Genomic DNA, 25,700 nt, shown 5'->3' on the forward strand with positions numbered 1-25,700 from the left:
TCGTGCCCCATGGCGGCCAGCACTTGCATGTGACTCAACTCACGCGCTTCATTGAATCATGGCGAAGCTCGATGGCCCCGCGTCCACGGCCCTGCTCAAAACCGGGCGGTTCTTCACCCGATGGGACGAGACGGAGGACGGGCGGGCCGTCTTCCGCGAGGGGGGCCGCCGCGGCGACGTCTTCTACCGAGACCGCTGGAGCCACGACAAGGTGGTCAGATCCACCCACGGCGTGAACTGCACCGGGTCCTGCTCCTGGAAGGTCTACGTCAAGGACGGGATCATCACGTGGGAGGCCCAGCAGACGGACTATCCGTCGGTGGGACCCGATCGCCCCGAGTACGAGCCGCGCGGCTGTCCTCGGGGCGCTGCTTTCTCCTGGTACACCTACTCGCCGACCCGGGTGCGGTACCCGTACGCCCGCGGCGTGCTGCTGGAGATGTACCGCGAGGCCAAGGAGCGGCTCGGCGATCCCGTCCTGGCCTGGGGCGACGTCATGAGCGACCCCGAGCGCCGCCGCCGCTACCAGCAGGCGCGCGGCAAGGGCGGGTTCGTGCGCACCAACTGGCTCGAGGCGGTCGAGATGACCGCCGCCGCGCAGGTGCACACCATCAAGGAGCACGGGCCGGACCGCATCGCCACGTTCAGCCCGATCCCGGCGATGTCGATGGTGTCGCACGCGGTGGGGGCCCGATTCACGCACCTGCTCGGTGGCGCGATGACGTCGTTCTACGACTGGTACGCCGACCTGCCGGTCGCCAGCCCCCAGGTCTTCGGCGACCAGACGGACGTGCCCGAGTCGGGCGACTGGTGGGACGCGACCTACTTGATGATGTGGGGCTCGAACGTGCCCGTCACCCGGACGCCGGACGCGCACTGGATGGCCGAGGTCCGGTACCGGGGGACGAAGGTCATCGCGATCAGCCCCGACTACGCGGACAACACGAAGTTCGGCGACGAGTGGCTGCCGGCGCAGGCGGGCACCGACGGCGCGCTCGCCATGGCGATGACCCACGTCATCCTCAAGGAGTTCTTCGTCGAGCGCCGCGTGCCGATGTTCGTCGACTACACGCGCCAGTACACCGACCTGCCGTTCCTGGTGACGCTCACGGAGAACACGGAGCACGGCGGTCTGGTCCCGGGGAAGTTCCTGACGGCGGCCGACCTGGGGGACACGGCGGCCGAGGGGGCCTGGAAGACGGTGCTCCTGGACGCCGCGACAGGTGAGGCCGTCGTGCCGAACGGCTCGCTGGGCTTCCGGTACGCCGAGTCCGGCGAGGGCCGCTGGAACCTCGACCTCGACGGGGTCGTGCCCGCGCTGACCCTGAGCGAGGCGAACGTGCCGGCCGAGTCCGCGGAGGTGCTGCTGCCGTCGTTCGCCGGCATCTCCGGCGAGGGCGAGGTGCTGCGCCGCGGCGTTCCGGTCACCCGGGTGGCCGGGCGGCTGGTCACGACGGTGTTCGACCTCATGCTGGCCCAGCTCGGCGTCGGTCGTCCGGGCCTGCCGGGTCAGTGGCCGACCGGATACGACGACGCGTCGACCCCGTACACCCCCGCGTGGCAGGCCGAGATCACGAGCGTCCCCGCCGAGGCGTGCATCCGCGTCGCCCGCGAGTTCGCGGTCAACTCCGAGGAGTCCGGCGGCCGCTCGATGATCATCCTGGGCGCCGGCGTGTGCCAGTGGTTCCACGGCGACGCGACGTACCGCGCGATCCTGTCGATGCTGATGCTGACCGGCTGCATGGGGCGCAACGGCGGCGGCTGGGCGCACTACGTCGGCCAGGAGAAGTGCCGGCCGATCACGGGCTGGATCTCGCTGGCCAACAACCTCGACTGGAGCCGTCCGCCGCGCACCATGACCGGCACCTCGTACTGGTACATGCACACCGACCAGTGGCGGTCCGACGGCTACCGGGCCGACGCGCTGGCCTCGCCGCTGGCCGAGGGCCACCTCGCCGGGATGCACACCGCCGACACCATCGCCCAGTCCACGCGCCTGGGATGGATGCCGTTCTATCCGCAGTTCGACCGCAATCCGCTCGACCTGGCCGACGAGGCGCAGGCCGCGGTGGACGCGGGGACGGCCGCGGACGTCAACGAGTACGTCGTGCAGCGGCTGAAGGACGGCTCGCTGCACTTCGCGATCGAGGACGTCGACGCGCCCGAGAACTGGCCGCGGACCCTGACGCTGTGGCGGTCGAACCTGCTCGGCTCGTCGGCCAAGGGCAACGAGTACTTCCTCAAGCACCTGCTGGGCACGCACTCCAATGCCACGGCGGTCGACGGGGACCCCGCGGTGCGGCCGCAGGAGGTGACCTGGCGCGAGGAGGCGCCCGAGGGGAAGCTCGACCTGCTCGTGTCCGCCGACTTCCGGATGACCTCGACGACCCTGCTGTCGGACATCGTCTTCCCGGCGGCGACCTGGTACGAGAAGTACGACCTGTCCGCGACCGACATGCACCCGTTCGTGCACGCGTTCACGCCCGCGATCGACCCGCCGTGGGAGACCCAGAGCGACTTCGAGATGTTCCACCACGTCGCCCGCAAGATCGCCGAGCTGGCCAAGACGCACCTGGGGGTCCGCAAGGACATCGTGGCCGTGCCGATGCAGCACGACACCCCGGGTGAGACCTCGCAGCCCGGGGGAGTCGTCCGGGACTGGAAGCACGGCGACGTCGAGCCGATACCGGGCAAGACGATGCCGGCCCTGCACGTCATCGAGCGCGACTACACGGCGGTCGCCGAGAAGCTCGCCGCCATCGGACCGCTGGCCGACCGACTCGGGCTGGGCGTCAAGAACGTGACCTTCGAGCTGAAGGAGGCCCTGGACATCCTCGCGAGGTCCGGAGGTGTGTTCGACCGCGGCGCCGCGGCCGGCCGCCCGGCGATCGACACCGACGCGAAGATGGCCGAGGCGATCCTGGCACTCTCGGGCACCACGAACGGCGAGCTGGCGGTGCAGGGGTTCCACACCTTGGAGAAGCGGGTGGGCAAGCCGCTGGCCGACCTCGCCGAAGGGGCGCGCGACAGGCGCATCACCTTCCGCGACACGCAGACGGCGCCCCAGCCCGTGATCACCTCGCCGGAGTGGTCGGGGTCGGAGACGGGCGGGCGGCGGTACTCGCCGTTCACGATCAACGTCGAGCGGCTCAAGCCCTGGCACACCCTCACGGGACGGATGCACTTCTTCCTCGACCACGACTGGATGCGCGACCTCGGCGAGGCGATGCCGGTGTACCGGCCACCGCTGGACATGAGCCGGCTGTTCGGCGGACCCCGGCTCGGCCCGAACGGCGACCGCGAGATCACGGTGCGCTACCTGACGCCGCACAACAAGTGGTCGATCCACTCCGAGTACCAGGACAACCTGCTGATGCTGTCGCTCTCGCGCGGAGGCCCCACGGCCTGGCTGAGCCGCGAGGACGCCGAGGCCATCGGCGTGAAGGACAACGAGTGGATCGAGTGCGTGAACCCCAACGGCGTGTTCGTGTGCCGCGCGATCGTCAGCCACCGCATCCCCGAAGGCGTCACCTACGTCCACCACGCCCAGGAGCGCACGATCGACGTGCCCAAGTCCGAGGCGACCGGTCGCCGCGGCGGCATCCACAACAGCGTGACGCGCGTCCTGGTGAAGCCGAGCCACCTCATCGGCGGCTACGCCCAGCTGTCCTACGCCTTCAACTACCTGGGCCCGACGGGCAATCAGCGGGACAACATCGCGACGATCCGTCGCCGGTCGCAGGAGGTGACCTACTGATGCGAGTCATGGCCCAGATGGGCATGGTGATGAACCTCGACAAGTGCATCGGCTGCCACACGTGCTCCGTCACGTGCAAGCAGGCGTGGACCAATCGCGCGGGCACCGAGTACGTGTGGTTCAACAACGTCGAGACGCGTCCCGGTCAGGGGTACCCGCGGCGGTACGAGGACCAGGAGAAGTGGCGCGGCGGGTGGGAGCTGCGACGGGGCAACCTGCAGCTGAAGACCGGCAGCCGGCTGCGCCGGCTGTTCGGGATCTTCGCCAGCCCGGTCATGCCCGAGCTCAGCGACTACTACGAGCCGTGGACGTACGACTACTCGATGCTCATCGACGCGCCCCTGGGCGACGACTTCCCGGTCGCGCGGCCCAAGTCGCTGATCACCGGCGAGAACACCGCGATCACGTGGTCGGCGAACTGGGACGACAACCTCGGCGGCACCAGCGAGATGGGCGATCTGGACCCGATCGTCGAGAAGGTCCGGCGCGAGAGCGAGGACAAGATCAAGTTCGAGTTCGAGCAGACCTTCATGTTCTACCTGCCGCGGATCTGCGAGCACTGCCTCAACCCGTCGTGCATGGCCTCGTGCCCGTCGGGCGCGATCTACAAGCGCGAGGAGGACGGCATCGTCCTGGTCGACCAGGACCAGTGCCGCGGCTGGCGCATGTGCATCACGGGCTGTCCGTACAAGAAGATCTACTTCAACCACAAGTCGGGCAAGGCCGAGAAGTGCACCTTCTGCTACCCGCGGATCGAGGTGGGGATCCCGACGGTCTGCGCCGAGACCTGCGTGGGCCGGCTGCGCTACATCGGGCTGTACCTCTACGACGCGGACGCCGTCACCACGGCGGCCTCGGTCCCCGACCCGAAGGACCTCTACGAGGCCCAGCTGGACATCATCCTCGACCCGAACGACCCCGAGGTGATCCGCGCCGCCCGTGAGCAGGGCATCGCCGAGGACTGGCTCGAGGGCGCCCAGAGGTCGCCGGTGTACGCGCTGGCGAAGAAGTACCGCGTCGCCCTGCCGCTGCATCCGGAGTACCGGACGATGCCGATGGTCTGGTACGTCCCGCCGCTGTCGCCGATCGTCGACCTGCTGCGCGACCAGGGCCACGACAGCGAGGAGGCCGGCACGCTGTTCGGCGCGATCGACGCGCTGCGCATCCCGATCGAGTACCTCGCCGAGCTGTTCACCGCCGGGGACACGAAGGTCGTCTCGGACGTGCTGGCCAAGCTCGGCGCCATGCGGGCGTACATGCGCGACATCAACCTCGGCCGCGAGAGCGACGCCTCGATTCCCGAGGCCGTCGGGATGAGCGAGGAGTCGATGTACGAGATGTACCGGCTGATGGCGATCGCGAAGTACGACGAGCGCTACGTCATCCCGACGGCGCACGCCGAGAAGGCGCACGACCTCGAGGAGCTGGGCTGCTCGCTGGACTTCGACGACGGGCCGGGCATGGGCGGCTCGGGTCCGTTCGGCGAGGCCAGCGGCACCCCGACGCCGGTGGCGGTCGAGACCTTCCACGCGCTGAAGGACCGCCAGGAGTCCAACTCCGTGGCCGGCAACCAGAACATGCGCGACCGGGTCAACCTGCTGAACTGGGACGGCAACGGGCGGCCGACCGGTCTCTTCCCGGAAGGGGAGCGGGACCGATGAGCGCACGGATCGTGCACCAGATCGCCTCGTGGGTCCTGTCGTATCCCCACGACGAGGTGCTGGCGGCCCTGCCCGAGCTGACCTCCGCCCTGGGGGAGCAGCCCGCCGACCCGGCGGTGCGCGAGATGCAGGCCGTCCTGGCCTGGCTGGCCCGGACCCCGCCCGCCCAGCTGCGGAACGACTACGTCGAGACGTTCGACCTGAACCGGCGGCACGCGCTGCACCTGTCGTACTGGACCGAGGGGGACACGCGGCGTCGCGGCGAGGTGTTGGCGGCCTTCAAGCAGGTGTACCGCGACAGCGGGATGGTGGTGCGCCTCGACGGTGAGCTGCCCGACCACCTGCCCGTCGTGCTGGAGTTCGCGGCGCTCGTCGACCCGAAGGCGGGAACGGCACTGCTGCAGCGGTACCGCGCGAGCCTGGAGATGCTGCGCATCGAGCTGGAGGACCACGAGTCGCCGTGGGCCGGGGCCGTGCGTGCCGTGTGCGCCACGCTGCCCGGAGCGTCGCCGAGGACCCGGACCGAGGCCATGGCCCTGGCCGGGCCCGTGCAGCCGGCCGAGACCGTCGGTCTCGAGCCGTACGATCCGCGGCTCCTGCCGCTGGCGGAAGGGGCACGCTGATGGACGTCGTGTTGTGGGGAGTCCTGCCGTACGTGATGTTGGCGGTCCTGATCGGCGGCACGATCTGGCGCTACCGCTACGACAAGTTCGGGTGGACCACGCGGTCCTCCCAGCTGTACGAGTCCCGGCTGCTGCGCATCGGGTCGCCGCTGTTCCACTTCGGCATCCTCGTGGTCGTGATCGGGCACTTCATCGGCCTGGTGATCCCCGAGAGCTGGACCGAGGCCATCGGCGTCACCGAGGGCGCCTACCACGCCCAGGCGCTGCTGCTCGGCTCGATCGCGGGCATCGCGACCCTCGCCGGCGTGCTCCTGCTGATCTGGCGACGCCGCACCACCGGCCCGGTCTTCATGGCCACGACCGCCAACGACAAGGTCATGTACGTCGTGCTGGTCGGGGCCATCGTGCTGGGGCTGTGGACCACGCTGGCCTCGGTCGGCGCGGGCGACGCCGAGTCGTACAACTACCGCCAGACGGTCTCGCCGTGGTTCCGTTCGATCTTCGTGCTCCAGCCCGACGTCGACTCGATGGCCGCGGCGCCCCTGAGCTTCCACATCCACACCCTGCTCGGGATGCTGCTGTTCACGATCTGGCCGTTCACCCGCCTGGTCCACGCCTTCACGGCGCCCGTGCACTACCTGTTCCGGCCATACATCGTGTACCGCAGCCGGGACGCGCGCCCCACCGTCGGGACCCGCCCCATCCGCCGCGGCTGGGACCCGATCGGGACCCCGGACAAGACGACCGGACGGAGAATCCGATGAGTGATCAGCAGCAGGCGCTGGCGGCCGGCCGCGGCCGCAACCTCGCCCTGGCGACCCTGGCCTTCGCCGTGAGCTTCTGGGCGTGGAACGTGATCGCCCCGCTGGGGGTCCGATACGCCGACCAGCTCGACCTGTCGTCGGGCCAGAAGTCGCTGCTCGTCGCCACGCCCGTGCTCGTCGGGTCGGTGGGTCGGATCCTGGCAGGTGCGCTGACCGACCGGTACGGCGGCCGGGTGATGTTCACGGTGCTGCTGCTGATCTCGGCGCCGTTCGTGCTGCTGGTCGCGTTCGCGGGGGACCAGGGGTCCTACGCGCTGCTGCTGGTGTTCGGCTTCTTCCTCGGCATCGCCGGCACGACGTTCGCGGTCGGCATCCCGTTCGTGAACGCGTGGTTCGACAAGCCGCGACGCGGTTTCGCCACGGGTGTCTTCGGCGCGGGCATGGGCGGGACGGCACTGTCGGCGTTCTTCACACCCCGGTTCGTCGACTGGTTCGGGTACGGCGCCACGCACGGCATCGTGGCGGCCGTGCTGGTCGCGGTGGCGGCCCTGTCGTGGATCGGCATGCGGGACTCACCGGCGTGGGCGCCCAGCAGCGACTCCGTGGTGCCCAAGCTGGTCGCCGCGGCGAAGCTGCCGGTCACCTGGCAGCTGTCCTTCCTGTACGCCGTGGCGTTCGGCGGATTCGTCGCGTTCTCGACGTACCTGCCCACCTATCTGAAGGACGTGTACGACTTCGACCTCTCGGCAGCCGGGACGCGCACCGCCGGGTTCGCGGTGGCCGCCGTGGCGGCGCGTCCCCTCGGTGGCGTCCTGTCGGACAAGGTCGGACCCAAGGTGATCACCGCGGTCTCGTTCGCCGGCACCGTCGTGATGGCCGGCGTCGTCGCCCTGCAGCCCGAGCCCGAGATCCCGGCGGGCGCGTCCTTCGTCCTGCTCGCGATCTTCCTGGGACTGGGCACCGGATCGATCTTCGCGTGGGTCGCGCAGCTGGCGCCCGCCGAGCGGGTCGGCAGCGTGACCGGCATCGTCGGCGCGGCCGGCGGCCTGGGCGGCTTCTTCCCGCCGCTGGTCATGGGCGCGACCTACAACGAGCAGGACCACAGCTACACGATCGGCCTCGGGCTGCTCATGCTCGTCGCGCTCGCGGCGCTGGTGTTCTCCCAGTGGGGGATCAGCCGATCCCGAGGAGGTTCGCCATCAGCGTCACGCCCGTGACGATGATGATGATGCCCAGGACGTCGAACACGATGCCCGAGCGCAGCATGCGGGTGATGGGCACCATGCCGGTGCCGTAGACGATCGCGTTCGGAGGCGTCGACACCGGCAGCATGAACCCGAACGAGGCGCCGAAGATCGCCGCGATGACGGGCACCGCCGGGTTGACGTCGGCCGCCAGCGCCAGCTGTGCGGCGATCGGCGCGACCACCACGACGCTGGCGGTGTTGCTCGTGGTCTCGCTGATCACCACGGCGATGACGGTCGCGAGGATCGTGATGCCGACCAGGGTGTCGGTGCCCAGCAGGCCGGACAGGGAGGTGCCCATCGTCTCGGCCAGGCCGGTGGAGGACAGCAGCCCGCCGAGCACGATGCCACTGCCGAACAGGATGATCGTGCCCCAGTCGATCGTGACGGCGTCGTTCCAGGTCAGGGTGAACTGGCGCCGGCCCCAGTTCACCGGCAGCAGGAACAGCAGTGAGGCGGCGAAGATCGCGACCGCGCCCTCGTTGAGGTGCTCCAGCAGCCAGTCGTACGTGTCGGACTCACCGCCCGTGGCCAGACCGACCACGCCCGGCAGCACCCACAAGGTGACGGCGACACCGAACGCGATGAGGGTGTTGCGGCCGCCGGCGCCCATCGCGCCGAGCTTCGAGCGCTCCTCGGAGATGTAGTCCTCGACGCCCTCGACGTGCTTGGCCTCGGGCTTGTTCAGCCGGATCAGCACGACGCACAGGACCAGGAACATCACCAGCACGAGTGGCGCAGCCAGCACCATCCACTGGAAGAACGGGATCGTGATGTCGAGCTCTTGCTCGAGGTACGCGCGGCCGATCAGGTTCGGGGGACTTCCCACCGGAGTCAGCAGCCCGCCGACGCTCGCGCTGTACGCGACCATCAGCATCAGGGCCGTCGAGAACTGGAGTCGCTCCGGGTGGATCTCGGCGTCCGCGTCGGCCCGGCGCATCGCCGAGACCATGAACCCGACGATGCCGGCGGCGATCGGCATCATCATGGCCGCCGTCGCGGTGTTGGAGACGAAGCCGCTCAGGATGGCGGTGATGAGGCCGAACGCGACGATGATGCGCGTCGTCGAGGCGGCCACGCCCGGCAGGCTGAGGATGCCGAACGCGAAGCGCCGGTCCAGGCCGTGCTTGCTCATCGACTCGGCCAGGATGAAGCCGCCGATGAACACGAAGATCGTGCTGTTGCCGAAGCCGCCGAACACGTCGTCGGCGTCCGCGATGCCGAGCGCGATGACCAGCGACATCGCCAGCATCGCCGTGACGGGGATCGGAATGGCCTCACACACCCAGAAGACGGCGACCCACGCCAGGACGCCGGCCAGGCGCTGCGCCGGCTCGTCGAGCGCCCCGCAGGCGAAGTACACGACGATTCCGACGACGGGTCCCGCGAACAGCCCGGTGGTCCGCCTGATCCGCTCGAATCGCTGCTCGGCCGGACTGAGCGTCTCCTGGACCTCGTCGAAGGTGCGGTAGGTGGTGGGTCTCTTCTCGGTGTCGCTCACTACGCCCCCTGTGACATGACCTGGATCACATCAACGTAGGAGACAGCGGCGCATCACGCGAATGGAAGCTCGCCCTGGTCGTCCTCGTCGTCGGCGCTCGTCGTCAGGTGCCGGTGGGCCTCGAGGATCTCGATCTCGGGCCGCTCGGCCATCCAGCGCTCGACCGCGTCGAGCACCTCGACGACGTGCGCGCGGTCGATCGACACCAGCGACCCGCCGATGCCCGCGCGGCGGTACAGGTCGACCGAGTCGGTCTCGGCCGCTGACAGCGAGAACCTGCGGCGCAGCTCGTTCACGACCGGCCGGACGATGGCGCGCTTCTCCTTGAGGGAGTGCACGTCGCCGAGCCGGAGGTCGAACTCGATCCATCCCACCCACATGGCGTCAGTCTGGCAGGACGTCGTCGACGAGCCGGTGCAGCATCGCGCGCAGGTCCTCGAGGGGCTCGGTGGTGCGCAGGGCGCGGGCGGTCAGCACCGCGCCCTCGATCGCGCTGACGTGGAACCGGCCCAGGGTCTTGGCGGCCTGCGGGTCGGCGCCCGCCCGCTCCAGGCGCGAGGCGAACCGGGCGGACCAGTCGGCGAACACCTCGGCGGCCGCGGCGACGACGTCGGGGGAGTCCGAGCCCGCCAGGGCGGCCGCCGCCACCGGGCAGCCGAGGGCGAAGTCGTGGCGCTGCAGCTGGTCGATCCACCAGTCGATCCGCTGGTCGACCTGCTCGTGGGGGTCGTCGGGCGCGCCGCGGGTGACGTAGGCGCCCGCACGTCGGGTGGCCTCGGCCACGAGCTCGGCCTTGCCGCCGGGGAAGTGCTGGTAGATCGACTGGCGGGCGGCGCCGCTGGTGGCGAGGACCTCGGCGATGCCGGTTCCGTGGACCCCGCTGCGGCGCAGCGATGTGATCGTGGCGTCGAGCAGACGCTCGCGCGGACCTCGCGACGTTCCCATGCTGGTCACGATAGACCGATCGGTCTATGGTGACCAGCATGACGAACCTCCCGCTCTCGGCCGAGCAGCTCGCCGCGGCCTCCCAGATGACCGGTCTGGAGTTCCTGCGCTTCGCCTTCTCGCTGCCGCGCGACCAGCGCCCGCCCGTGATCGGCGACCTCTTCGGCTTCGAGTCGGTGTCGCTCGACGAGGGCGCCGCCACGTTCTCGATGCGGTCGCTGCCGTCGGGCGCCAACCCGCTGGGCAGCCTGCACGGCGGGGCGTGCGCCACGCTGCTCGACTCGGTCATGGGCTGCGCCGTGCACACGCGCCTGGGCCCCGGGGTCGGGTACGGGACGCTCGAGCTGAAGGTCAACTACATCCGCACGGTGCCCGTCGACGGTCGCACGCTGATCGGGACGGGATCGGTGATCCATCTGGGCCGCAGCACGGCCACGGCGGAGGGCCGCGTCGTGGACGCCGACGGCAAGCTCGTCGCACACGGCACGACCACCTGCATGATCTACTCCTGAGCCGCTCGCGGCTCGGGGATAGGCTGGACTCAGGTGTGCCGGGAAGTCTGGTCGGCGTCCTTGCTGCCGACCCCTGAAGGAAACCCATGAGCTCACCTGGCCTGTTCACGCGCGGCAGCTGGCCCGAGACCGCCCGCATCGCCGACGTCCTGCGTCGCGAGACCGTCGGCGGCTCGATCCTGCTGGTCGCCGCCGTCGCCGCGTTGGTGCTGGCCAACTCACCCTGGTCCGACGCCTACTTCGACCTGGCGGCCCTGCGCATCGGACCCGAGGCGCTCCACCTGGACCTGACGGTCGCGCACTGGGCTGCGGACGGCCTGTTGGCGATCTTCTTCTTCGTCGTCGGCCTCGAACTCAAGCGCGAGTTCGTCGCCGGCGATCTGCGGGATCCGAAGCGCGCGATGCTGCCCGTCGTCGCCGCCATGGGCGGCATGATCGCCCCGGCGCTGATCTTCGTCGCGTTCAACGCGAGGAACGGCACCGCCCACGGCTGGGCGATCCCGACCGCGACCGACATCGCCTTCGCCGTCGCCGTGCTGGCTGTGCTGGGCACGTACCTGCCGGCGGCCCTGCGCACCTTCCTGCTGACCCTGGCGGTCGTCGACGACCTGCTGGCGATCACCGTCATCGCCGTCTTCTACACCGAGTCCGTGGACCTGCTGATGCTGGTCGGGGCGGTCGTCCCGCTGGGGATCTTCGCCTTCGTCGTGCGTCGCGCGCCCCACTGGTGGTGGCTGCTGATCCCCCTGGCCCTCGTCACCTGGGTGCTCATGCACGAGTCGGGCGTCCATGCGACGGTCGCCGGTGTGCTGCTGGGATTCATGGTCCCGGCGCGCGGGGATGACAGCGTCGCCGAGCGGATGGAGCACCTGGTCCGGCCGGTCTCGACCGGGTTCGCCGTGCCGGTCTTCGCGTTCTTCGCGGCCGGTGTCGCTGTCTCGGGCGAGGTGCTGTCCGGGGCCGCGGGATCGGTCGTGACGTGGGGGATCGTCGCGGGTCTGGTGCTGGGCAAGCCGCTGGGCATCGTCGGCAGCTCGATGCTGCTGTCGGCCACGACGCGGGCCCAGCTCGACCCCAGCATCCGCTGGATCGACGTCGTGGGGGTCGCGATGCTGGCCGGCATCGGATTCACGGTCTCGCTGCTGATCGGCGACCTGGCGTTCGTCGACGACAGCCTGGAGGAGTACGTCAAGATCGGCGTGCTCGGCGGCTCGCTGCTGGCGGCGGCGCTGGCCGCGATCGTGCTGCGGTCGCGCAACCGGCACTACCGGCGCATCGAGGAGCAGGAGTCCGCGGACGACGACGGGGACGGCATCCCCGACGCGTTCCAGCGCTGACGGCTCACAGGAGCACGAAGAACGCCGCCACGGTGGGCACGAGCAGCACCAGCAGGAACGGCAGCGAGCGCCACGTGAAGACCTTCTTGTCGAGGATCACCCGGGTCACGCCGAAGATGATGAACGCCAACGGCACCGACACGACCAGCAGGATGATCTGGTCGCCCCGGCGGTCCGAGCCCAGCGCCCAGGCCCCGCCGAGGGTGCCGAACAGCCCGTGGATCGCCGTGACGACCCACGTGATCGCCAGGATCCGGCGCCGGACGAGGTTGAGCGACTCCTCCGAGGAGTCCGGGAGGCGGGAGGTCATGCCGTGGTCCTTTCCTGGGCGTGGTCGGCCCGTTCGATCAGCTCGCGCAACCGGCGGTTGACCTGCTCGAGCTCGGCGACGTCCATGTCGAATCGCTCGAGCATCGTGGTCGGCACGTCCAGGGCCCGCTCGCGCAGCGCTCGCCCCTCGGGGGTGACGGTCAGCGAGAAGGCCCGGTCGTCGTCGGGGCGCCGGTCGCGGCGCACCAGGCCGGCCGCCTCGAGCCGCTTCACCAGGGGGGAGACGGTGGCCGGCTCGAGCCGCAACACGTCGCTGAGGCCGCGCAGGGTCAGCCCGTCGGACTCCCAGAGGGCCAACATGACCAGGTACTGCGGGTGGGTGAGCCCCAGGGGCTCGAGAACGTCGCGGTAGCAGCCGATCACGGTGCGCGAGGCGACCGAGAGGGCGAAGCACACCTGCTCGTCCAACGAGAGGGGATTGCGGGGCTCGCTCATGTCATCAGTGTACGAACTGTTCGTGTACTCACGACATCGGGCTGCGACTTCCGCGATGCCGTCGTAGGTTGACTGCATGGCTTTCCGGCACCGCCGCAAGTACGACGAATCAGTGCCGCGCGCCCTCCAAACCGCCCGTCAGGCGTACGACTCCGCCACGGCGGAATACGAGCGCTCCATCGCGCGCGCCCGCAGCGACTGGGCGGTCGCGCTGGCCGCCGCCATCGAGGCCGGGATGTCCTACCAGGAGATCGCCGACGAGGTGGGCGTCTCGCACACGAGCATCAGTCGCGCCATCAAGCAGTACGGCGGCACCTGAGGTCGAAGCCATGAGGCGTGTCCACGTGATCGTGCGGGGCTTGGTCCAAGGGGTCGGGTACCGCTGGTCGACGCGCCTGGTCGCGCGGCAGAACGGCGTCACGGGCTGGGTGCGCAATCTCGACGACGGCTCCGTCGAGGCGGAGCTGCAGGGTGCGCCCGCGCAGGTCGACGCCGTGCTGGAGTGGATGGCCGAAGGGCCGCCGGGGGCCCACGTCGACTCGGTCGACGCCTCCGACCTCGCGCCCACCGAGCACGGCGGATTCACCGTCCGCTGACAGACGAAGAAGGCCCCGGCGAACCGGGGCCTTCTTCGTTGGTACACCCCCTCGGACTCGAACCGAGAACCCATTGATTAAGAGTCAATTGCTCTGCCAATTGAGCTAGGGGTGCTCACGCGCTGCGCGATCACCAACACTACCGCATACGCTCGCCGGGGGTGAAATCCGGGGCCCCCTCATGCCTGGTCCAGCACCGCCCGAGCCGCGTTGTGGCCTCCGATTCCACTGACGGCGCCGCCGCGGCGGGCGCCGCTGCCGCACAGCAGCACCCGCGGATGCGCCGTCGCCACGCCCCACCGCTGCGCCGGGGTGTGAGGATGCTCCTCCTCCTCGAGCCACGGCCACGCCAGGTCGCCGTGGAAGATGTGCCCGCCGGGCATCCACAGCTCGTGCTCGATCTCCGAGGGCGTCTTGGCCTCGAGCCCCAGGATGAGCGGCTCGATCGGCTCGGCCAGGTGCGCGTCGAGGGCGGCCAGGACCTGGGCGACCGCCGCGTCCTTGGCGCCCGGCGCGTCCAGGACGCCCGGCGGCGTGTGCAGGCCGAAGTAGGTGAGGGTCTGGGCCTCGGAGTCGCGCAGGTCCGGTCCGAGGATCGACCGGTCGGTCAGCGTGTGGCAGTAGAACTCGCCGGTCGCCGCGGGCAGGTCGCCGGACGCGGCGGTCGCCCATGCCAGCTGCAGCTGGTCGAACGACTCGTCGAGGTGGAAGGTCCCCGCGAAGGCCACCGCCGGGTCGACGCCGGACGCCAGCCGCGGCAGCCGCGAGAGCAGGATGTTGAGCTTGAGCTGGGCGCCGGCCGGCTTGGTCGCGGGCGTGTGCCCCAGCAGGCGCTCCAGGACGTAGGGCGCGGTGCCGACCAGGACGCGATCGGCGCGCTCGACGAACCCGTCGCCGCAGATCGTGACGTCGACGTCGCTGACGTCGATCCCGTCGACCTCGGAGTTCAGCCGGATCGTCGCCCCGGCCTCCGTGGCGACGCGGGCCAGCTCGGCGGTGACGGCGCCCATGCCGCCGACCGGCACGCGCCACTCGCCCGTCCCGTTGCCGATCAGGTGGTAGAGGAAGCAGCGGTTCTGCACGAGCGAGAGGTCGTCCAGCGAGGCGAACGTGCCGATCAGGGCGTCGGTGGCGACGACGCCACGCACGATGTCGTCGTCGAAGCGGCGACGCAGTGCCGTGCCGAGCGGCTGCTCGATGACGTCGGTCCAGATCGCCATGGGCACCCGGTCGCGGATGTCGCCGATGTGGGGGAGGGGCTCGAGCAGGGTCGGCGCGAGCGCCTCGGCCAGCGTGGCGACCTCGTCGTAGAAGCCGTTCCAGGCGTCGAACGCGCGGTCGTCGCCGGTCAGCTCGGCGAAGCTCTGCCGGGTGGGCTCGCCCGGCTCCGTCTCGACGAGGAGCCCGCCCGCGTGACCGTCGCGCTGCCACGGGGTGAACGACGCGGTGTCGCGCGAGCGGAGCTCGAGGTCCAGTCCCAGCTCGTCGATCAGGGCCTGCGGGAACAGGCTGACCAGGTAGGAGAACCGTGAGAGCCGCGCGTCGTACCCGTCGAACGCCGGCGCGCTGACGGCGGCGCCGCCGACGCGGTCCAGGCGCTCCAGCACGAGCACCTCGTGCCCGGCGCGGGCCAGCAGCGCCGCGGCGACGAGTCCGTTGTGTCCAGCTCCGACGATGACGACGCGTTCGGCCATGGCACGAGCGTATGACGCCGCGGGTCTTCTAGGGTGAGGCCCATGTCACAGGAGTTCGTCGGGGCGATCGACCAAGGCACGACCAGCACGCGGTTCATGGTGTTCGACCATGCCGGTGACGAGGTGGGTCGCCACCAGGTGGAGCACGAGCAGATGCTGCCGCAGGCGGGCTGGGTCGAGCACGATGCCGCCGAGATCTGGACGAACACGCGCACCGTCATCGAGAAGGGCCTGGAGGACGCCGGCATCGCCGCGTCCGACCTCGCCGCCGTCGGCATCACCAACCAGCGCGAGACCACGGTGGTCTGGGACCGTCGCACGGGCGAGCCGTACGGCCACGCGATCGTGTGGCAGGACACCCGCACCGCGGCCCTCGCCAAGGCCATCGAGGACGACGGCCGCGGCGCGATCGTCCACGCGAAGTCGGGCCTGCCGCCGGCGGCCTACTTCGCCGGCGGGAAGCTGCACTGGATCCTCGAGAACGTCGACGGGGTGCGGGCCGACGCCGAGGCGGGGCACGCCCTGTTCGGCACGATCGACACCTGGCTGATCTGGAACCTCACGGGAGGCCCGGACGGCGGAGTCCACGTCACCGACGTCACCAACGCGAGCCGCACGATGCTGATGAACATCGAGGACCTGCAGTGGGACGACGAGCTGCTCGAGATCTTCGAGATCCCGCGGCAGATGCTGCCCGAGATCACGTCGTCGTCCGAGGAGTTCGCCCGCACGCCGGCCGACGGTCCGTTCGGGGCCGAGGTGATCCTCGCGGGGAACCTCGGCGACCAGCACGCCGCCCTCGTCGGCCAGGCCTGCTTCGAGCCGGGGATGCTCAAGAACACCTACGGCACGGGCAACTTCCTCGTGCTCAACACCGGCACCGAGATCGTGCGCTCCGACCGGGGCCTGCTGACCACGGTGGCCTACCGCTTCGGTGACGCGCCGCCGGTCTACGCCCTCGAGGGATCGATCGCGGTCACGGGCTCGGCGATCCAGTGGCTGCGCGACCAGCTCAAGGTGTTCGCCGAGGCGGCCGACTCCGAGTCGCTCGCCGAGACCGTCGACGACAACGGCGGGGTCTACTTCGTGCCGGCCTTCAGCGGCCTGTTCGCGCCGTACTGGCGCCCGGACGCCCGCGGCGTGATCGTCGGCCTCTCACGCTTCAACACCGTCGCCCACGTGGCGCGCGCCGCGCTCGAGGCGATCTGTTACCAGAGCAAGGACGTCGTCGACGTCATGATCGCGGACTCCGGCATCGAGCTGGAGGTGCTGCGGGTCGACGGCGGCATCACCGCCAACGAGCTGTGCATGCAGATCCAGGCCGACATCCTTGACATCGGGGTCAGCCGGCCGGTCGTCGCCGAGACGACGGCGCTGGGCGCCGCCTACGCGGCCGGACTGGCCGTCGGGTTCTGGGCCGGCACCGACGAGCTGGTCGCCAACTGGTCGGAGTCGAAACGGTGGACCCCGCAATGGTCCGACGAGGACCGCGAAGCGGGATACCACCAGTGGAAGAAGGCCGTGGAGCGCACGCTCGGGTGGGTCGAGTGAGCGCCGGGACCCGCGCCGGCCTGTCGGCCGCGCTGCAGGCCGAGCGGGCCGTGATCCGCGGCTTCGCCAAGCTGCCCGAATCGGTCGTCGCCCGACTCGGCCGGCATGCGCCGGTGAACCGCGACGGTGAGCAGCTCGCCCCCGAGATCGCGGTCGCCCTGCGGGTCATGAACCGGATCCCCGGCAACGACTTCACCCAGTACCCGGTCGAGCAGGCGCGCCGCATGCTCACCGACGAGGCGCTCGTGTTCGCCGACGTGTTCGAGGACTTCGCGGTCGAGGAGGACCTCGTGATCCCCGGCCCGGCCGGTCCCATCCCCGCGACGCGGTACCGCGCCACGACGGAGTCGAAGGGCCTGGTCGTGTACTTCCACGGCGGAGGCTGGGTGCTCGGCAGCCGCGTCAGCACCGACTCGGCCGTGCGCTTCCTGGCACGCGAGGCGGGGGTCGACATCCTCTCCGTCGACTACCGGCTGGCGCCGGAGCACCCGTTCCCGGCGGCGGTCGAGGACGCGGCCGCCGCGTGGGACTTCGCGGTCGACCACGCCCCGGGCTGGGGTGTCGACCCGACGCGCATCGTCGTGGCCGGCGACAGCGCGGGTGGCAACCTGGCGGCCGTGCTGGCGCACCACCTCCGGGGCCGCGACATCGTGCCGGTCCTGCAGCTGCTGCTCTTCCCGGTCACGGACCTGTCGACGAAGCACCCGTCCTACGCCGAGTTCCGCGAGGGCTTCTTCCTCACCGAGCAGCACATGGACTGGTACGCCGAGCGCTACCTGGCCGACCCGGCCGACGCCCTGGACCCGCGCGCCTCGCCGCTGCTGGCCGAGGACCTCAGCGGGCTGCCGCCGGCCTACGTCGCGGTGGCCGGGTTCGACCCGCTGCGCGACGAGGGCATCGCCTACGCCCGGCGGCTGGAGGAGGCGGGCGTCCGCACCACGCTGGCGCGTGAGGGATCGCTGATCCATGCGTTCATCAACATCACCGGTGTCAGCCGGACGGCCCGGGAGGCGACGGTCCGCATCGCGCGGGCGATCGAGGCGTCGATGGCGTGAGGCTGGTTGACTGGTCACCATGCGACCGGTTGCCCTGTCTCCGACCCACCGCGAGGACGCCCTGGACGCACTGGGCTCCACGCAACTCGACGTGCTCGTCATCGGCGGTGGTGTGGTCGGCGGCGGCGCTGCCCTCGACGCCGCGACGCGTGGGCTGACGGTCGGCCTGGTCGAGGCGCGAGACTTCGCGTCCGGGACCTCCAGCCGGTCGAGCAAGCTGATCCACGGTGGTCTGCGCTACCTGGAGATGCTCGACTTCCGGCTCGTGGCCGAGGCGCTGGGGGAGCGCGGCCTGATGATCGACAAGCTGGCGCCGCACCTGGTCAAGCCCGTGCCGTTCCTCTACCCGCTCACGCACCGGGTGTGGGAGCGGTTCTACGCCGGCTCCGGCGTCGCGCTCTACGACTCGATGGCGCTGCTCTCGGGCCGCTCGCGCGGCGTCCCGCACCACCGTCACCTCACCCGCACCGGAGCCCGCCGGATCATGCCGGCGCTGCGCAAGGACGCCCTGGTCGGTGCGCTGCACTACTACGACGGCCAGGTGGACGACGCCCGTCACACGATGTTCCTGTCGCGGACGGCCGCCGCGTACGGCGCCCACGTCGCCAGCCGCACGCGCGTGATCGATCTGCTGCGTGAAGGTGGCCGCGTCGTCGGCGCCCGCGTGAAGGATCTCGAGAGCGGCCGCGAGATCGACGTCCACGCCCGCCAGGTCGTCAACGCGACCGGCGTCTGGACCGACGAGACGCAGTCCTTCGCGGGGGAGCGCGGCCAGTTCAACGTGCGGGCCAGCAAGGGCATCCACCTCGTCGTGCCGCGCGACCGCATCCGTGGCGAGTCCGGCCTGATCCTGCGCACCGAGAAGTCGGTGCTGTTCGTCATCCCGTGGGGCCGGCACTGGATCATCGGCACGACCGACACGGACTGGTCGCTGAGCAAGGACCATCCGGCAGCGAGCGCCAAGGACATCGAGTACCTGCTCGAGCACGTCAACCGGGTGCTGGTCGAGCCGCTCGTGCCCGAGGACGTCGAGGGCGTGTACGCCGGGCTGCGGCCGCTGCTCGCCGGTGAGGACGAGGCCACGAGCAAGCTCTCGCGCGAGCACGCCGTCTCCACCTCGGTGCCGGGGCTGGTCGTGATCGCCGGCGGCAAGTACACGACCTACCGGATCATGGCCAAGGACGCCATCGACGCCGCGGTCCAGCAGATGAGCTCGCTGCTCGACCGGCGGGTGCCCGCGTGCGTCACCGACGACATCCCGCTGCTGGGCGCCGACGGCTACGCGGCGCTGTGGAACCGCCGGCACAGCCTGGCCGAGACCCACGGGCTGGGCGTGGGCCGGATCGAGCACCTGCTCAACCGCTTCGGCACGCTCGCCACCGAGGTGCTCGAGCTCATCGCCGAGCGCCCCGACCTGGCCGAGCCGCTCGGCGGCGCCGACGACTACCTGCGCGCCGAGGTCGTCTACGGGGTCACCCACGAGGGTGCGCGGCACCTCGACGACATCCTGGCCCGCCGGACCCGGATCTCGATCGAGACCTTCCACCGCGGCACGGAGTGTGCCGAGGAGGCGGCCGGGCTCATGGCCGAGGCCCTGGGCTGGTCCGACGCCCACCGTGAGCGCGAGGTCGACCACTACCTCAAGCGGGTGGAGGCCGAGCGCGAGAGCCAGACGATGCCCGACGACGAGACGGCCGACGCGGCGCGCATGGGCGCTCCCGATGTCGTGCCGGTCGGGCACCTGTGAGCGTCGATCCGTCGCGCGTCCTGGTCGTCGCGGCGACCAAGGTCGAGGCGGCGTACGTGCCCGAGCACCTCGAGCTCGTGCTGAGCGGGATCGGCAAGGTCGAGGCGGCGACCGTGACGGCCGCCGCGATCGCCCGGTCCCGCCCCGAGCTGGTCCTCAACGTGGGCACGGCCGGCGCCCTGAGCCCCGGGCTGACCGGTCTGTTCCTGCCCTCGACCGTGGTGAACCACGACTACTCCGCCGACGCGGTCCGGGCGCTGGGGCACGACGCCGTCGACGAGATCGAGATCGCGGGCGGCGATGGCACGGTCCTGGCCACCGGTGACCTGTTCGTGACCGATCCGGCAGTGCGCGACGCGCTCGCGCAGCGGGCTCACCTGGTCGACATGGAGGGCTTCGCGGTCGCACGCGCCGCCCAGCTGGCCGGTGTGCCGTGCCGGCTGGTCAAGATCGTGAGCGACGCCGCTGACGACTCCGCGCTCGAGTGGTCGGCCGTCGTCGACGCGTGCGCCCGGCTGATCGGTCACTGGGTCCGCGACGAGATCGGCTGACCCCGGAGAAAAGCAGAACGCCCCGGACGGATCCGGGGCGCTCTTCCTGGGGTGGATGACGGGACTTGAACCCGCGGCCACCGGCACCACAAGCCGGTGCTCTACCAACTGAGCTACACCCACCATGTGCGCCTCGCGGCGCAGCGCGACGAGTCTACCGGACGTCGCTGCCGGGTCCTACTCGGGCTGGGTGTCCGCCATGATCTCGGCGGCGATGGCGCGTGCGGTCTCGGTGTCGATGCCCGGATCGGGGGTGAAGATCGCGCGGCGGTAGTAGCGCAGCTCGTCGATGCTCTCGCGGATGTCGGCCAGGGCGCGGTGAGCCCCACCCTTCTCGGGAGCGGCGAAGTACGCCCGGGGGAACCAGCGGCGAGCCAGTTCCTTGATCGACGACACGTCGATGACGCGGTAGTGCAGGTACGACTCCAGCTCGGTCATGTCGCGGGCCAGGAAGGCGCGGTCGGTGCCGATCGAGTTGCCGGCGAGCGGCGTCTTGCCCGGCTCGGGGGAGTACTGGCGCACGTACTCGAGCACCTGCTCCTCGGCCTCGCGGACCGTGATGCCGGAGTCGAGCTCCTCGAGCAGGCCCGAGTTCGTGTGCATCGTCGTCACGACCTCGTTCATCTGCTCCAGCGCCGCCTGCGGCGGCTTGATGATCAGGTCGACCCCGTCGCCGAGGACGTTGAGGTCGTAGTCGGTCACCAGGGCCGCGATCTCGATCAGGGCGTCGTCCTGGAGCGACAGCCCCGTCATCTCACAGTCGACCCACACCAGCTTGTCATTCACCCCGCCACCCTAGTGCGCATCGGCAACGGGTGCGCCGCGCCCGGTAGGCTCTCGTCGGTACCACCCATGCTTGAGGAGCTCACGTGACGAACGACCGCCAGGCCCGCGCCGCCCGCGCCGAGCAGATGCGCAAGGAACGCCAGAAGGCCGAGCGCAAGCAGCGCAACAAGATCACCGTCGCCATCGTCGCCGTGGTCATCGTGCTCATCGCCTTGGCCGGCTGGGGCGTCAAGTCGCTCTCGGAGCAGAACGCGAAGACCACCGAGGTCATCGAGCCCAGGAACCTCGTCGACAACGGCGTGCCGTTCCCGGCGACCGAGGGAGCCGACGCCGCCCAGAAGCCGATCGTCGAGCTCTTCGAGGACTTCCTGTGCCCCGCCTGCGGCTCCTTCGAGCAGCTCAGCGGCAAGTTCCTGCAGAGCCAGGCGGCTGCCGGCGAGATCCAGCTGCGCTTCATGCCGTTCTCGTTCCTGCACAGTCAGAGCACCAACGACTACTCGCGCCGCGCCACGAACCTGGCCATGTGCGTCGTCGACGAGAAGGGCGACGAGGCGTTCTGGAAGGTGCACGACTCGCTCTACGCCGCCCAGCCGCAGGAGGGTGGCGCCGGTCCCGAGGACGCGGCACTCATCGACCTCGCCGAGCAGGCCGGCGTGACCGGCATCGAGAACTGCGTGCGCACCGAGAAGTTCGTGCCCTGGATCGACGAGATCCAGAAGACCTTCTCCGACGACCGCAAGGTCTCGGGCACCCCGTCGGTCTTCATCAACGGCAAGGAGAGCGAGGCGCGCACGCCCGACGAGCTCCAGAAGGCGATCGCCGACGCGTCGAAGTCCTGACGTGACGAACCAGCGTCGCAAGCAGTCCGCTCGCGCCGAGGCGGCTCGCCTCGAGCGCGAGCGGGCTGAACGCCGCAAGCGGCTCATCCTCACCGGCTCGATCGCCGCTGCCGCCACGGCGCTCGTCGCGGCAGCGGCGTGGGGCGTGTCGGCTCTCGCCTCGGGCGAGGACCGCGAGTTCGTGGCCCCGCGCCACGTCAGCGTCGGGACTCCCGGCTTCGCCTTCCCGGCGAAGGCCGACCCGGCCGCGCCCGTGGTCGAGGTCTACGCCGACTTCCTGTGCCCGCACTGCGCCGACTTCGCGGACTCCGACGGCGAGCGCCTGTTGAAGGAGCGCGCCGAGGCCGGCGAGATCTCCCTGCGCTTCGTCCCCATGACGATCATGGACGGCCGGGCGTCCGACGGTCCGGCCCACGACGTCATGAACGCGGCGGTCTGCGCGGCGGACGTCCAGGGTCCCGAGGGGTTCTGGGCGATGCACACGGCGCTGTTCGCCGCCGGTCTCCACGAGGACGGGTCCGCGCCGTCGAGCACGGAGCTCACCGCGATCGCGCAGGATGCGGGTGCCCAGGGCATCGACGCGTGCATCGACGAGGGCCGGTTCGTCCCCTGGCTGAGCGAGCCGCGCGACGCGGCGCGCGACCGCGGGGTCACCGGGACCCCCACCGTGCTGGTCGACGGCGAGAAGGTCGACGAGCCCACGGCCGCGAAGCTGCAGGCCGCGATCGACGCGGCCTGAGGCTCAGCTCACCAGCGCAGCTCGATCTCCAGCTCGTTCTCCTCGCCGATCTCGATCTCGACCGAGAGCTCGACCTCGTCGGGCACGTCGACCGTGATGCGGTTGTCACCCTTGATGAACTCCACGGAGTTGTGGCGCGCGAGCGCGTCGGCGAGGGCGTGCAGCTTCGCGGCGGCCTCCTCGCGGCGCAGGCGCTGGGTCTGGTCGAGCTCGAAGAGGTCCACGGTCATGCCTTTCGTTGACGGATCTGCGCGCCCGGCAGGATTCGAACCTGCGACCTAGAGATTAGAAGGCTCTTGCTCTATCCAGCTGAGCTACGGGCGCTCGGGGCCAGACTATCGGGGCGGGCCGGTGTCTCCGCGGCGCTCTAGGCTGTTGCCCGTGACGACGACCGAGGCGCTGGCACTGCCTCCCGAGGTGGACCCCCTGCGCCAGCGCGGCCGCACGCTCCTGGTCGTCCTGGTGTGGATCGCCGCCCTGGTCGGCGCGGGCGGCGCGGTGTTCTTCGCGTCGACCTCCGGCTCGGTCGCCGGCGCGTCGATCGCGCTGGTCTACGCGCTCATCCCGCTGCCCGTCGCCCTGTTCGCCTACTGGTGGCTCGACCGGGTCGAGCCCGAGCCGTTCCGCTACAAGGCCGCCGCCTTCGTGTGGGGCGCGGTCATCGCCGTCGGCATCGCGCTGCCGGTCGAGATCGCGATGTCCCGACTCGGCATGAACGAGGACTGGCTCACGGCGCTCGGCGCGCCCGTGGCCGAGGAGTTCGCCAAGGGCCTGTTCGTCGTGCTGACGCTCGTGCGGGTGCGCCGGATCATCGACGGGGTCCTCGACGGCCTCATCGTCTCGGGCCTGGTCGCGCTGGGCTTCGCGGCGATGGAGAACGTCGGCTACTACGCCGCCAGCTACCTCGGATTCGACGAGGTGCCGTACTCCGGCGCCGAGATGGCCACCGCGACGTTCGTGGTCCGGGGCCTGTTCAGCCCCTTCGCCCACCCGCTGTTCACCTCGGCCATCGGCATCGCGATGGGCCTGGCCGTCCACCGCTCGTCGCGGGTGCAGCGCTGGGGCCTGCTCGCGCTGGGCTACGTCGTCAGCGTCGGCCTGCATGCGCTCTGGAACGGCGCCATCGTGGTCGGCGGCGGCATCGGATTCCTGCTGGCCTACATCGTGCTGGCGGCCCTGCTGCTGGGCTTGGGCGTCACGGCCGTCGTGCTGCGCATGCGCCAGCTCGACATCCTGGCCCGGGCGCTGACCGACATCGCCCGTCGCGGGTGGATCCATCCGGCCGAGGTGCCGTGGCTCGTCCGGTTCGGCCGGCGGCGCCAGGCCAGGGTCTACGCGGCGCACTACGGACCCGTGGCCGTCGAGGCCGTGAAGCGGTACCAGCGGCTCGCGACCGAGGTCGCCTTCCTGCACGACGCGGTGATGACGGGCGTGGCCAAACCGGGCGGACCCGACCGCACGTACGCACTGCTGGACCGGATGTGGCACCTGCGCCCGTTCCTGCGCCTGCCCCCGGCTCTTCCGCCGGGCGTGAGGTAGTCACGCGTCGATTCGGTGAGGCTCGGTACCGGACGGTACGATCAGGCCCATGGATTATCGCGTCAAGGACCTGTCCCTCCACGAGTACGGCCGCAAGGAGATCGAGCTCGCGGAGCACGAGATGCCCGGCCTCATGGCCATGCGTGAGCGTTACGGGGACAGCAAGCCTCTGGCCGGCGCCCGTATCGCCGGCTCGCTGCACATGACGATCCAGACGGCGGTGCTCATCGAGACCCTGACCGCGCTGGGCGCCGACGTCCGCTGGGCGACCTGCAACATCTTCTCCACCCAGGACCACGCAGCTGCCGCGGTCGTCGTCGGGCCGAACGGCACGCCGGACGATCCGCAGGGCACGCCGGTCTTCGCGTGGAAGGGCGAGACGCTCGCCGAGTACTGGGACGAGGCCGAGAAGGTCTTCGACTTCACCGACGAGCAGGGTGCCGAGTGCGGCCCCAACGTGCTGCTCGACGACGGTGGCGACATCACGATGCTGCTGCACCTGGGCGTCGAGTTCGAGAAGGCCGGCGCCGTTCCCCCGCAGGACAGCACCGACAACGAGGAGTTCAAGGAGGTGCTGCGCGTCCTGGCCCGCTCGCTGGAGACGAAGCCGCAGCACTGGACGAACATCGCCAAGGACATCAAGGGCGTCTCCGAGGAGACGACCACCGGCGTGCTGCGCCTGTACGACCGCTTCCGTGAGGGCACGCTGCTCTTCCCGGCGATCAACGTCAACGACTCGGTCACCAAGAGCAAGTTCGACAACAAGTACGGCTGCCGCCACTCGCTGATCGACGGCATCAACCGCGCCACCGACGTCATGATCGGCGGCAAGGTCGCGGTCGTGTGCGGTTACGGCGACGTCGGCAAGGGCTCCGCGGAGTCGCTGCGCGGCCAGGGCGCTCGCGTCATCGTCACCGAGATCGACCCGATCTGCGCGCTGCAGGCCGCGATGGACGGCTACGAGGTCAAGCGCCTCGAGTCGGTCGTCGAGTACGCCGACATCTTCATCACCACGACGGGCAACTTCGACATCATCCGGGTCGAGCACTTCGAGAAGATGAAGCACCAGGCGATCGTCGGCAACATCGGCCACTTCGACAACGAGATCAACATGGCCGGTCTGGCCAAGATCCCCGGCATCGTCAAGGACGAGATCAAGCCGCAGGTTCACCAGTGGATCTTCCCCGACGGCAAGAAGATCATCGTGCTGTCCGAGGGACGCCTGCTGAACCTGGGCAACGCGACGGGCCACCCGTCGTTCGTGATGTCGAACTCGTTCACGAACCAGGTCCTCGCGCAGATCGAGCTGTTCAGCAAGGCCGACCAGTACGAGCTGGGCGTGCACGTGCTGCCCAAGCACCTCGACGAGGAGGTCGCTCGCCTGCACCTCGATGCCCTCGGCGTCGAGCTGACCGAGCTGACCAAGGAGCAGGCCGAGTACCTCGGCGTCGACGTGGCGGGTCCGTACAAGTCGGACCACTACCGCTACTGAGC

Annotated in this window: 25 protein-coding genes and 3 tRNA genes; 17 read left to right on the top strand and 11 right to left on the bottom strand. The window is 70.2% G+C overall.

Annotated elements, in window-relative coordinates:
• Window positions 1–58 precede the first annotated feature (58 nt).
• From NP095_RS04135 to NP095_RS04155, 5 genes are read left to right on the top strand one after another with little or no spacing between them, the layout of a single operon-like run.
• Window positions 59–3,757, top strand: a complete 3,699-nt coding sequence (locus tag NP095_RS04135) for a nitrate reductase subunit alpha (RefSeq protein WP_232417237.1) — start codon at window positions 59–61, stop codon at window positions 3,755–3,757.
• On the top strand, window positions 3,757–5,418 hold the full coding sequence (narH, locus tag NP095_RS04140; protein ID WP_232417236.1) for a nitrate reductase subunit beta: 1,662 nt from the start codon (window positions 3,757–3,759) through the stop codon (window positions 5,416–5,418). The genes NP095_RS04135 and narH overlap by 1 nt, the downstream gene beginning before the upstream one ends.
• A complete protein-coding gene (narJ, locus tag NP095_RS04145; protein ID WP_232417235.1) occupies window positions 5,415–6,041 on the top strand; it encodes a nitrate reductase molybdenum cofactor assembly chaperone in 627 nt (208 codons plus the stop codon). The genes narH and narJ overlap by 4 nt, the downstream gene beginning before the upstream one ends.
• Window positions 6,041–6,805 carry a respiratory nitrate reductase subunit gamma gene (gene narI / locus NP095_RS04150; protein WP_232417234.1) on the top strand — a complete coding sequence of 255 codons (765 nt, stop codon included), beginning with the start codon at window positions 6,041–6,043 and terminating at the stop codon, window positions 6,803–6,805. The genes narJ and narI overlap by 1 nt, the downstream gene beginning before the upstream one ends.
• The gene (locus NP095_RS04155; RefSeq protein WP_232417233.1) at window positions 6,802–8,022 is read left to right on the top strand and encodes an MFS transporter; all 1,221 of its coding nucleotides are present in this window, start codon (window positions 6,802–6,804) and stop codon (window positions 8,020–8,022) included. Before narI ends, NP095_RS04155 begins: the two co-directional genes overlap by 4 nt.
• On the opposite strand, the gene NP095_RS04160 is transcribed toward NP095_RS04155, so the two are convergent.
• The 3 genes from NP095_RS04160 to NP095_RS04170 are packed head-to-tail and all read right to left on the bottom strand — an operon-like array spanning window position 7,979 to window position 10,495.
• The gene (locus tag NP095_RS04160; RefSeq protein WP_232417232.1) at window positions 7,979–9,550 is read right to left on the bottom strand and encodes an SLC13 family permease; all 1,572 of its coding nucleotides are present in this window, start codon (window positions 9,548–9,550) and stop codon (window positions 7,979–7,981) included. The two genes, NP095_RS04155 and NP095_RS04160, sit on opposite strands and share 44 nt — an antisense overlap.
• A gap of 53 nt (window positions 9,551–9,603) precedes the next feature.
• Entirely contained in the window at window positions 9,604–9,930 is a 327-nt protein-coding gene (locus tag NP095_RS04165; protein ID WP_232417231.1) for a DUF503 domain-containing protein, read from the bottom strand.
• Between the two features lie 4 nt (window positions 9,931–9,934).
• Complete coding sequence (locus NP095_RS04170) at window positions 9,935–10,495, bottom strand: TetR/AcrR family transcriptional regulator (RefSeq protein WP_232417230.1); 561 nt, start codon at window positions 10,493–10,495, stop codon at window positions 9,935–9,937.
• 38 nt (window positions 10,496–10,533) lie between these two features.
• Here NP095_RS04170 and NP095_RS04175 point away from each other — a divergent pair, with 38 nt between their 5' ends.
• Together NP095_RS04175 and nhaA are read left to right on the top strand one after the other, a co-directional pair.
• Window positions 10,534–11,007, top strand: coding sequence for a PaaI family thioesterase (locus tag NP095_RS04175; protein WP_232417229.1), 474 nt, complete (start codon window positions 10,534–10,536; stop codon window positions 11,005–11,007).
• An 86-nt stretch (window positions 11,008–11,093) separates the two neighbouring features.
• A complete protein-coding gene (gene nhaA / locus NP095_RS04180; RefSeq protein WP_232417228.1) occupies window positions 11,094–12,344 on the top strand; it encodes a Na+/H+ antiporter NhaA in 1,251 nt (416 codons plus the stop codon).
• Window positions 12,345–12,348: 4 nt separating this feature from the next.
• Here nhaA and NP095_RS04185 read toward each other — a convergent pair whose 3' ends face one another.
• Together NP095_RS04185 and NP095_RS04190 are read right to left on the bottom strand one after the other, a co-directional pair.
• Window positions 12,349–12,654 (bottom strand): hypothetical protein, encoded by a 306-nt coding sequence (locus NP095_RS04185; RefSeq protein WP_232417227.1) that lies wholly within the window; start codon window positions 12,652–12,654, stop codon window positions 12,349–12,351.
• Entirely contained in the window at window positions 12,651–13,109 is a 459-nt protein-coding gene (locus NP095_RS04190) for a MarR family winged helix-turn-helix transcriptional regulator (RefSeq protein WP_232417226.1), read from the bottom strand. Before NP095_RS04190 ends, NP095_RS04185 begins: the two co-directional genes overlap by 4 nt.
• Window positions 13,110–13,185: 76 nt before the next feature.
• On the opposite strand from NP095_RS04190, the gene NP095_RS04195 reads away from it, so the two are divergent.
• Both NP095_RS04195 and NP095_RS04200 read left to right on the top strand, forming a co-directional pair.
• Window positions 13,186–13,428 carry a helix-turn-helix domain-containing protein gene (locus NP095_RS04195; protein WP_232417225.1) on the top strand — a complete coding sequence of 81 codons (243 nt, stop codon included), beginning with the start codon at window positions 13,186–13,188 and terminating at the stop codon, window positions 13,426–13,428.
• 10 nt (window positions 13,429–13,438) lie between these two features.
• The gene (locus NP095_RS04200) at window positions 13,439–13,705 is read left to right on the top strand and encodes an acylphosphatase (RefSeq protein ID WP_232417224.1); all 267 of its coding nucleotides are present in this window, start codon (window positions 13,439–13,441) and stop codon (window positions 13,703–13,705) included.
• A gap of 39 nt (window positions 13,706–13,744) precedes the next feature.
• Here NP095_RS04200 and NP095_RS04205 read toward each other — a convergent pair.
• Window positions 13,745–13,820: transfer RNA gene (locus NP095_RS04205), tRNA-Lys, on the bottom strand.
• Window positions 13,821–13,884: 64 nt separating this feature from the next.
• Entirely contained in the window at window positions 13,885–15,399 is a 1,515-nt protein-coding gene (locus NP095_RS04210) for a phytoene desaturase family protein (RefSeq protein ID WP_232417223.1), read from the bottom strand.
• A gap of 42 nt (window positions 15,400–15,441) precedes the next feature.
• Here NP095_RS04210 and glpK point away from each other — a divergent pair, with 42 nt between their 5' ends.
• The 4 genes from glpK to NP095_RS04230 are packed head-to-tail and all read left to right on the top strand — an operon-like array spanning window position 15,442 to window position 20,303.
• Window positions 15,442–16,950 carry a glycerol kinase GlpK gene (gene glpK, locus NP095_RS04215; protein WP_232417222.1) on the top strand — a complete coding sequence of 503 codons (1,509 nt, stop codon included), beginning with the start codon at window positions 15,442–15,444 and terminating at the stop codon, window positions 16,948–16,950.
• Window positions 16,947–18,005, top strand: a complete 1,059-nt coding sequence (locus NP095_RS04220; RefSeq protein ID WP_232417221.1) for an alpha/beta hydrolase — start codon at window positions 16,947–16,949, stop codon at window positions 18,003–18,005. The genes glpK and NP095_RS04220 overlap by 4 nt, the downstream gene beginning before the upstream one ends.
• Window positions 18,006–18,024: 19 nt before the next feature.
• Window positions 18,025–19,752, top strand: coding sequence for a glycerol-3-phosphate dehydrogenase/oxidase (locus NP095_RS04225; RefSeq protein WP_232417220.1), 1,728 nt, complete (start codon window positions 18,025–18,027; stop codon window positions 19,750–19,752).
• Window positions 19,749–20,303, top strand: a complete 555-nt coding sequence (locus NP095_RS04230) for a nucleosidase (RefSeq protein ID WP_232417219.1) — start codon at window positions 19,749–19,751, stop codon at window positions 20,301–20,303. The genes NP095_RS04225 and NP095_RS04230 overlap by 4 nt, the downstream gene beginning before the upstream one ends.
• A gap of 47 nt (window positions 20,304–20,350) precedes the next feature.
• On the opposite strand, the gene NP095_RS04235 is transcribed toward NP095_RS04230, so the two are convergent.
• Window positions 20,351–20,426, bottom strand: a tRNA-His gene (locus NP095_RS04235).
• Between the two features lie 54 nt (window positions 20,427–20,480).
• The gene (orn, locus tag NP095_RS04240) at window positions 20,481–21,089 is read right to left on the bottom strand and encodes an oligoribonuclease (RefSeq protein WP_232417218.1); all 609 of its coding nucleotides are present in this window, start codon (window positions 21,087–21,089) and stop codon (window positions 20,481–20,483) included.
• Window positions 21,090–21,172: 83 nt separating this feature from the next.
• Between orn and NP095_RS04245 the strand changes: the two genes are divergently transcribed.
• Window positions 21,173–21,928 (top strand): DsbA family protein, encoded by a 756-nt coding sequence (locus NP095_RS04245; protein WP_232417217.1) that lies wholly within the window; start codon window positions 21,173–21,175, stop codon window positions 21,926–21,928.
• Window position 21,929: 1 nt separating this feature from the next.
• Window positions 21,930–22,667 (top strand): DsbA family protein, encoded by a 738-nt coding sequence (locus NP095_RS04250; protein ID WP_232417216.1) that lies wholly within the window; start codon window positions 21,930–21,932, stop codon window positions 22,665–22,667.
• 8 nt (window positions 22,668–22,675) lie between these two features.
• Here NP095_RS04250 and NP095_RS04255 read toward each other — a convergent pair whose 3' ends face one another.
• Both NP095_RS04255 and NP095_RS04260 read right to left on the bottom strand, forming a co-directional pair.
• Window positions 22,676–22,897, bottom strand: coding sequence for an amphi-Trp domain-containing protein (locus NP095_RS04255; protein WP_232417215.1), 222 nt, complete (start codon window positions 22,895–22,897; stop codon window positions 22,676–22,678).
• Between the two features lie 20 nt (window positions 22,898–22,917).
• Window positions 22,918–22,991 (bottom strand) — tRNA-Arg (locus NP095_RS04260).
• A gap of 57 nt (window positions 22,992–23,048) precedes the next feature.
• On the opposite strand from NP095_RS04260, the gene NP095_RS04265 reads away from it, so the two are divergent.
• Complete coding sequence (locus NP095_RS04265) at window positions 23,049–24,206, top strand: PrsW family intramembrane metalloprotease (protein ID WP_232417214.1); 1,158 nt, start codon at window positions 23,049–23,051, stop codon at window positions 24,204–24,206.
• A 49-nt stretch (window positions 24,207–24,255) separates the two neighbouring features.
• Window positions 24,256–25,698, top strand: a complete 1,443-nt coding sequence (ahcY, locus tag NP095_RS04270; protein WP_232417213.1) for an adenosylhomocysteinase — start codon at window positions 24,256–24,258, stop codon at window positions 25,696–25,698.
• The last annotated feature ends 2 nt before the right edge of the window (window positions 25,699–25,700 follow it).

The organism is Aeromicrobium duanguangcaii (assembly GCF_024508295.1).
In the GTDB taxonomy this organism is placed as follows: Bacteria; Actinomycetota; Actinomycetes; order Propionibacteriales; family Nocardioidaceae; genus Aeromicrobium; species Aeromicrobium duanguangcaii.

Bases quoted from the DNA above. Each gene is read 5' to 3' on its own strand.
- NP095_RS04185 (WP_232417227.1), bottom strand. From the start codon at position 12,654: ATGACCTCCCGCCTCCCGGACTCCTCGGAGGAGTCGCTCAACCTCGTC.
- NP095_RS04190 (WP_232417226.1), bottom strand. From the start codon at position 13,109: ATGAGCGAGCCCCGCAATCCCCTCTCGTTGGACGAGCAGGTGTGCTTC.
- narH (WP_232417236.1), top strand. From the start codon at position 3,757: ATGCGAGTCATGGCCCAGATGGGCATGGTGATGAACCTCGACAAGTGC.
- NP095_RS04155 (WP_232417233.1), top strand. From the start codon at position 6,802: ATGAGTGATCAGCAGCAGGCGCTGGCGGCCGGCCGCGGCCGCAACCTC.
- NP095_RS04170 (WP_232417230.1), bottom strand. From the start codon at position 10,495: ATGGGAACGTCGCGAGGTCCGCGCGAGCGTCTGCTCGACGCCACGATC.
- NP095_RS04195 (WP_232417225.1), top strand. From the start codon at position 13,186: ATGGCTTTCCGGCACCGCCGCAAGTACGACGAATCAGTGCCGCGCGCC.
- narI (WP_232417234.1), top strand. From the start codon at position 6,041: ATGGACGTCGTGTTGTGGGGAGTCCTGCCGTACGTGATGTTGGCGGTC.
- NP095_RS04210 (WP_232417223.1), bottom strand. From the start codon at position 15,399: ATGGCCGAACGCGTCGTCATCGTCGGAGCTGGACACAACGGACTCGTC.
- NP095_RS04200 (WP_232417224.1), top strand. From the start codon at position 13,439: ATGAGGCGTGTCCACGTGATCGTGCGGGGCTTGGTCCAAGGGGTCGGG.
- NP095_RS04135 (WP_232417237.1), top strand. From the start codon at position 59: ATGGCGAAGCTCGATGGCCCCGCGTCCACGGCCCTGCTCAAAACCGGG.
- nhaA (WP_232417228.1), top strand. From the start codon at position 11,094: ATGAGCTCACCTGGCCTGTTCACGCGCGGCAGCTGGCCCGAGACCGCC.
- NP095_RS04225 (WP_232417220.1), top strand. From the start codon at position 18,025: ATGCGACCGGTTGCCCTGTCTCCGACCCACCGCGAGGACGCCCTGGAC.
- narJ (WP_232417235.1), top strand. From the start codon at position 5,415: ATGAGCGCACGGATCGTGCACCAGATCGCCTCGTGGGTCCTGTCGTAT.
- NP095_RS04255 (WP_232417215.1), bottom strand. From the start codon at position 22,897: ATGACCGTGGACCTCTTCGAGCTCGACCAGACCCAGCGCCTGCGCCGC.
- glpK (WP_232417222.1), top strand. From the start codon at position 15,442: ATGTCACAGGAGTTCGTCGGGGCGATCGACCAAGGCACGACCAGCACG.
- NP095_RS04165 (WP_232417231.1), bottom strand. From the start codon at position 9,930: ATGTGGGTGGGATGGATCGAGTTCGACCTCCGGCTCGGCGACGTGCAC.
- ahcY (WP_232417213.1), top strand. From the start codon at position 24,256: ATGGATTATCGCGTCAAGGACCTGTCCCTCCACGAGTACGGCCGCAAG.
- NP095_RS04175 (WP_232417229.1), top strand. From the start codon at position 10,534: ATGACGAACCTCCCGCTCTCGGCCGAGCAGCTCGCCGCGGCCTCCCAG.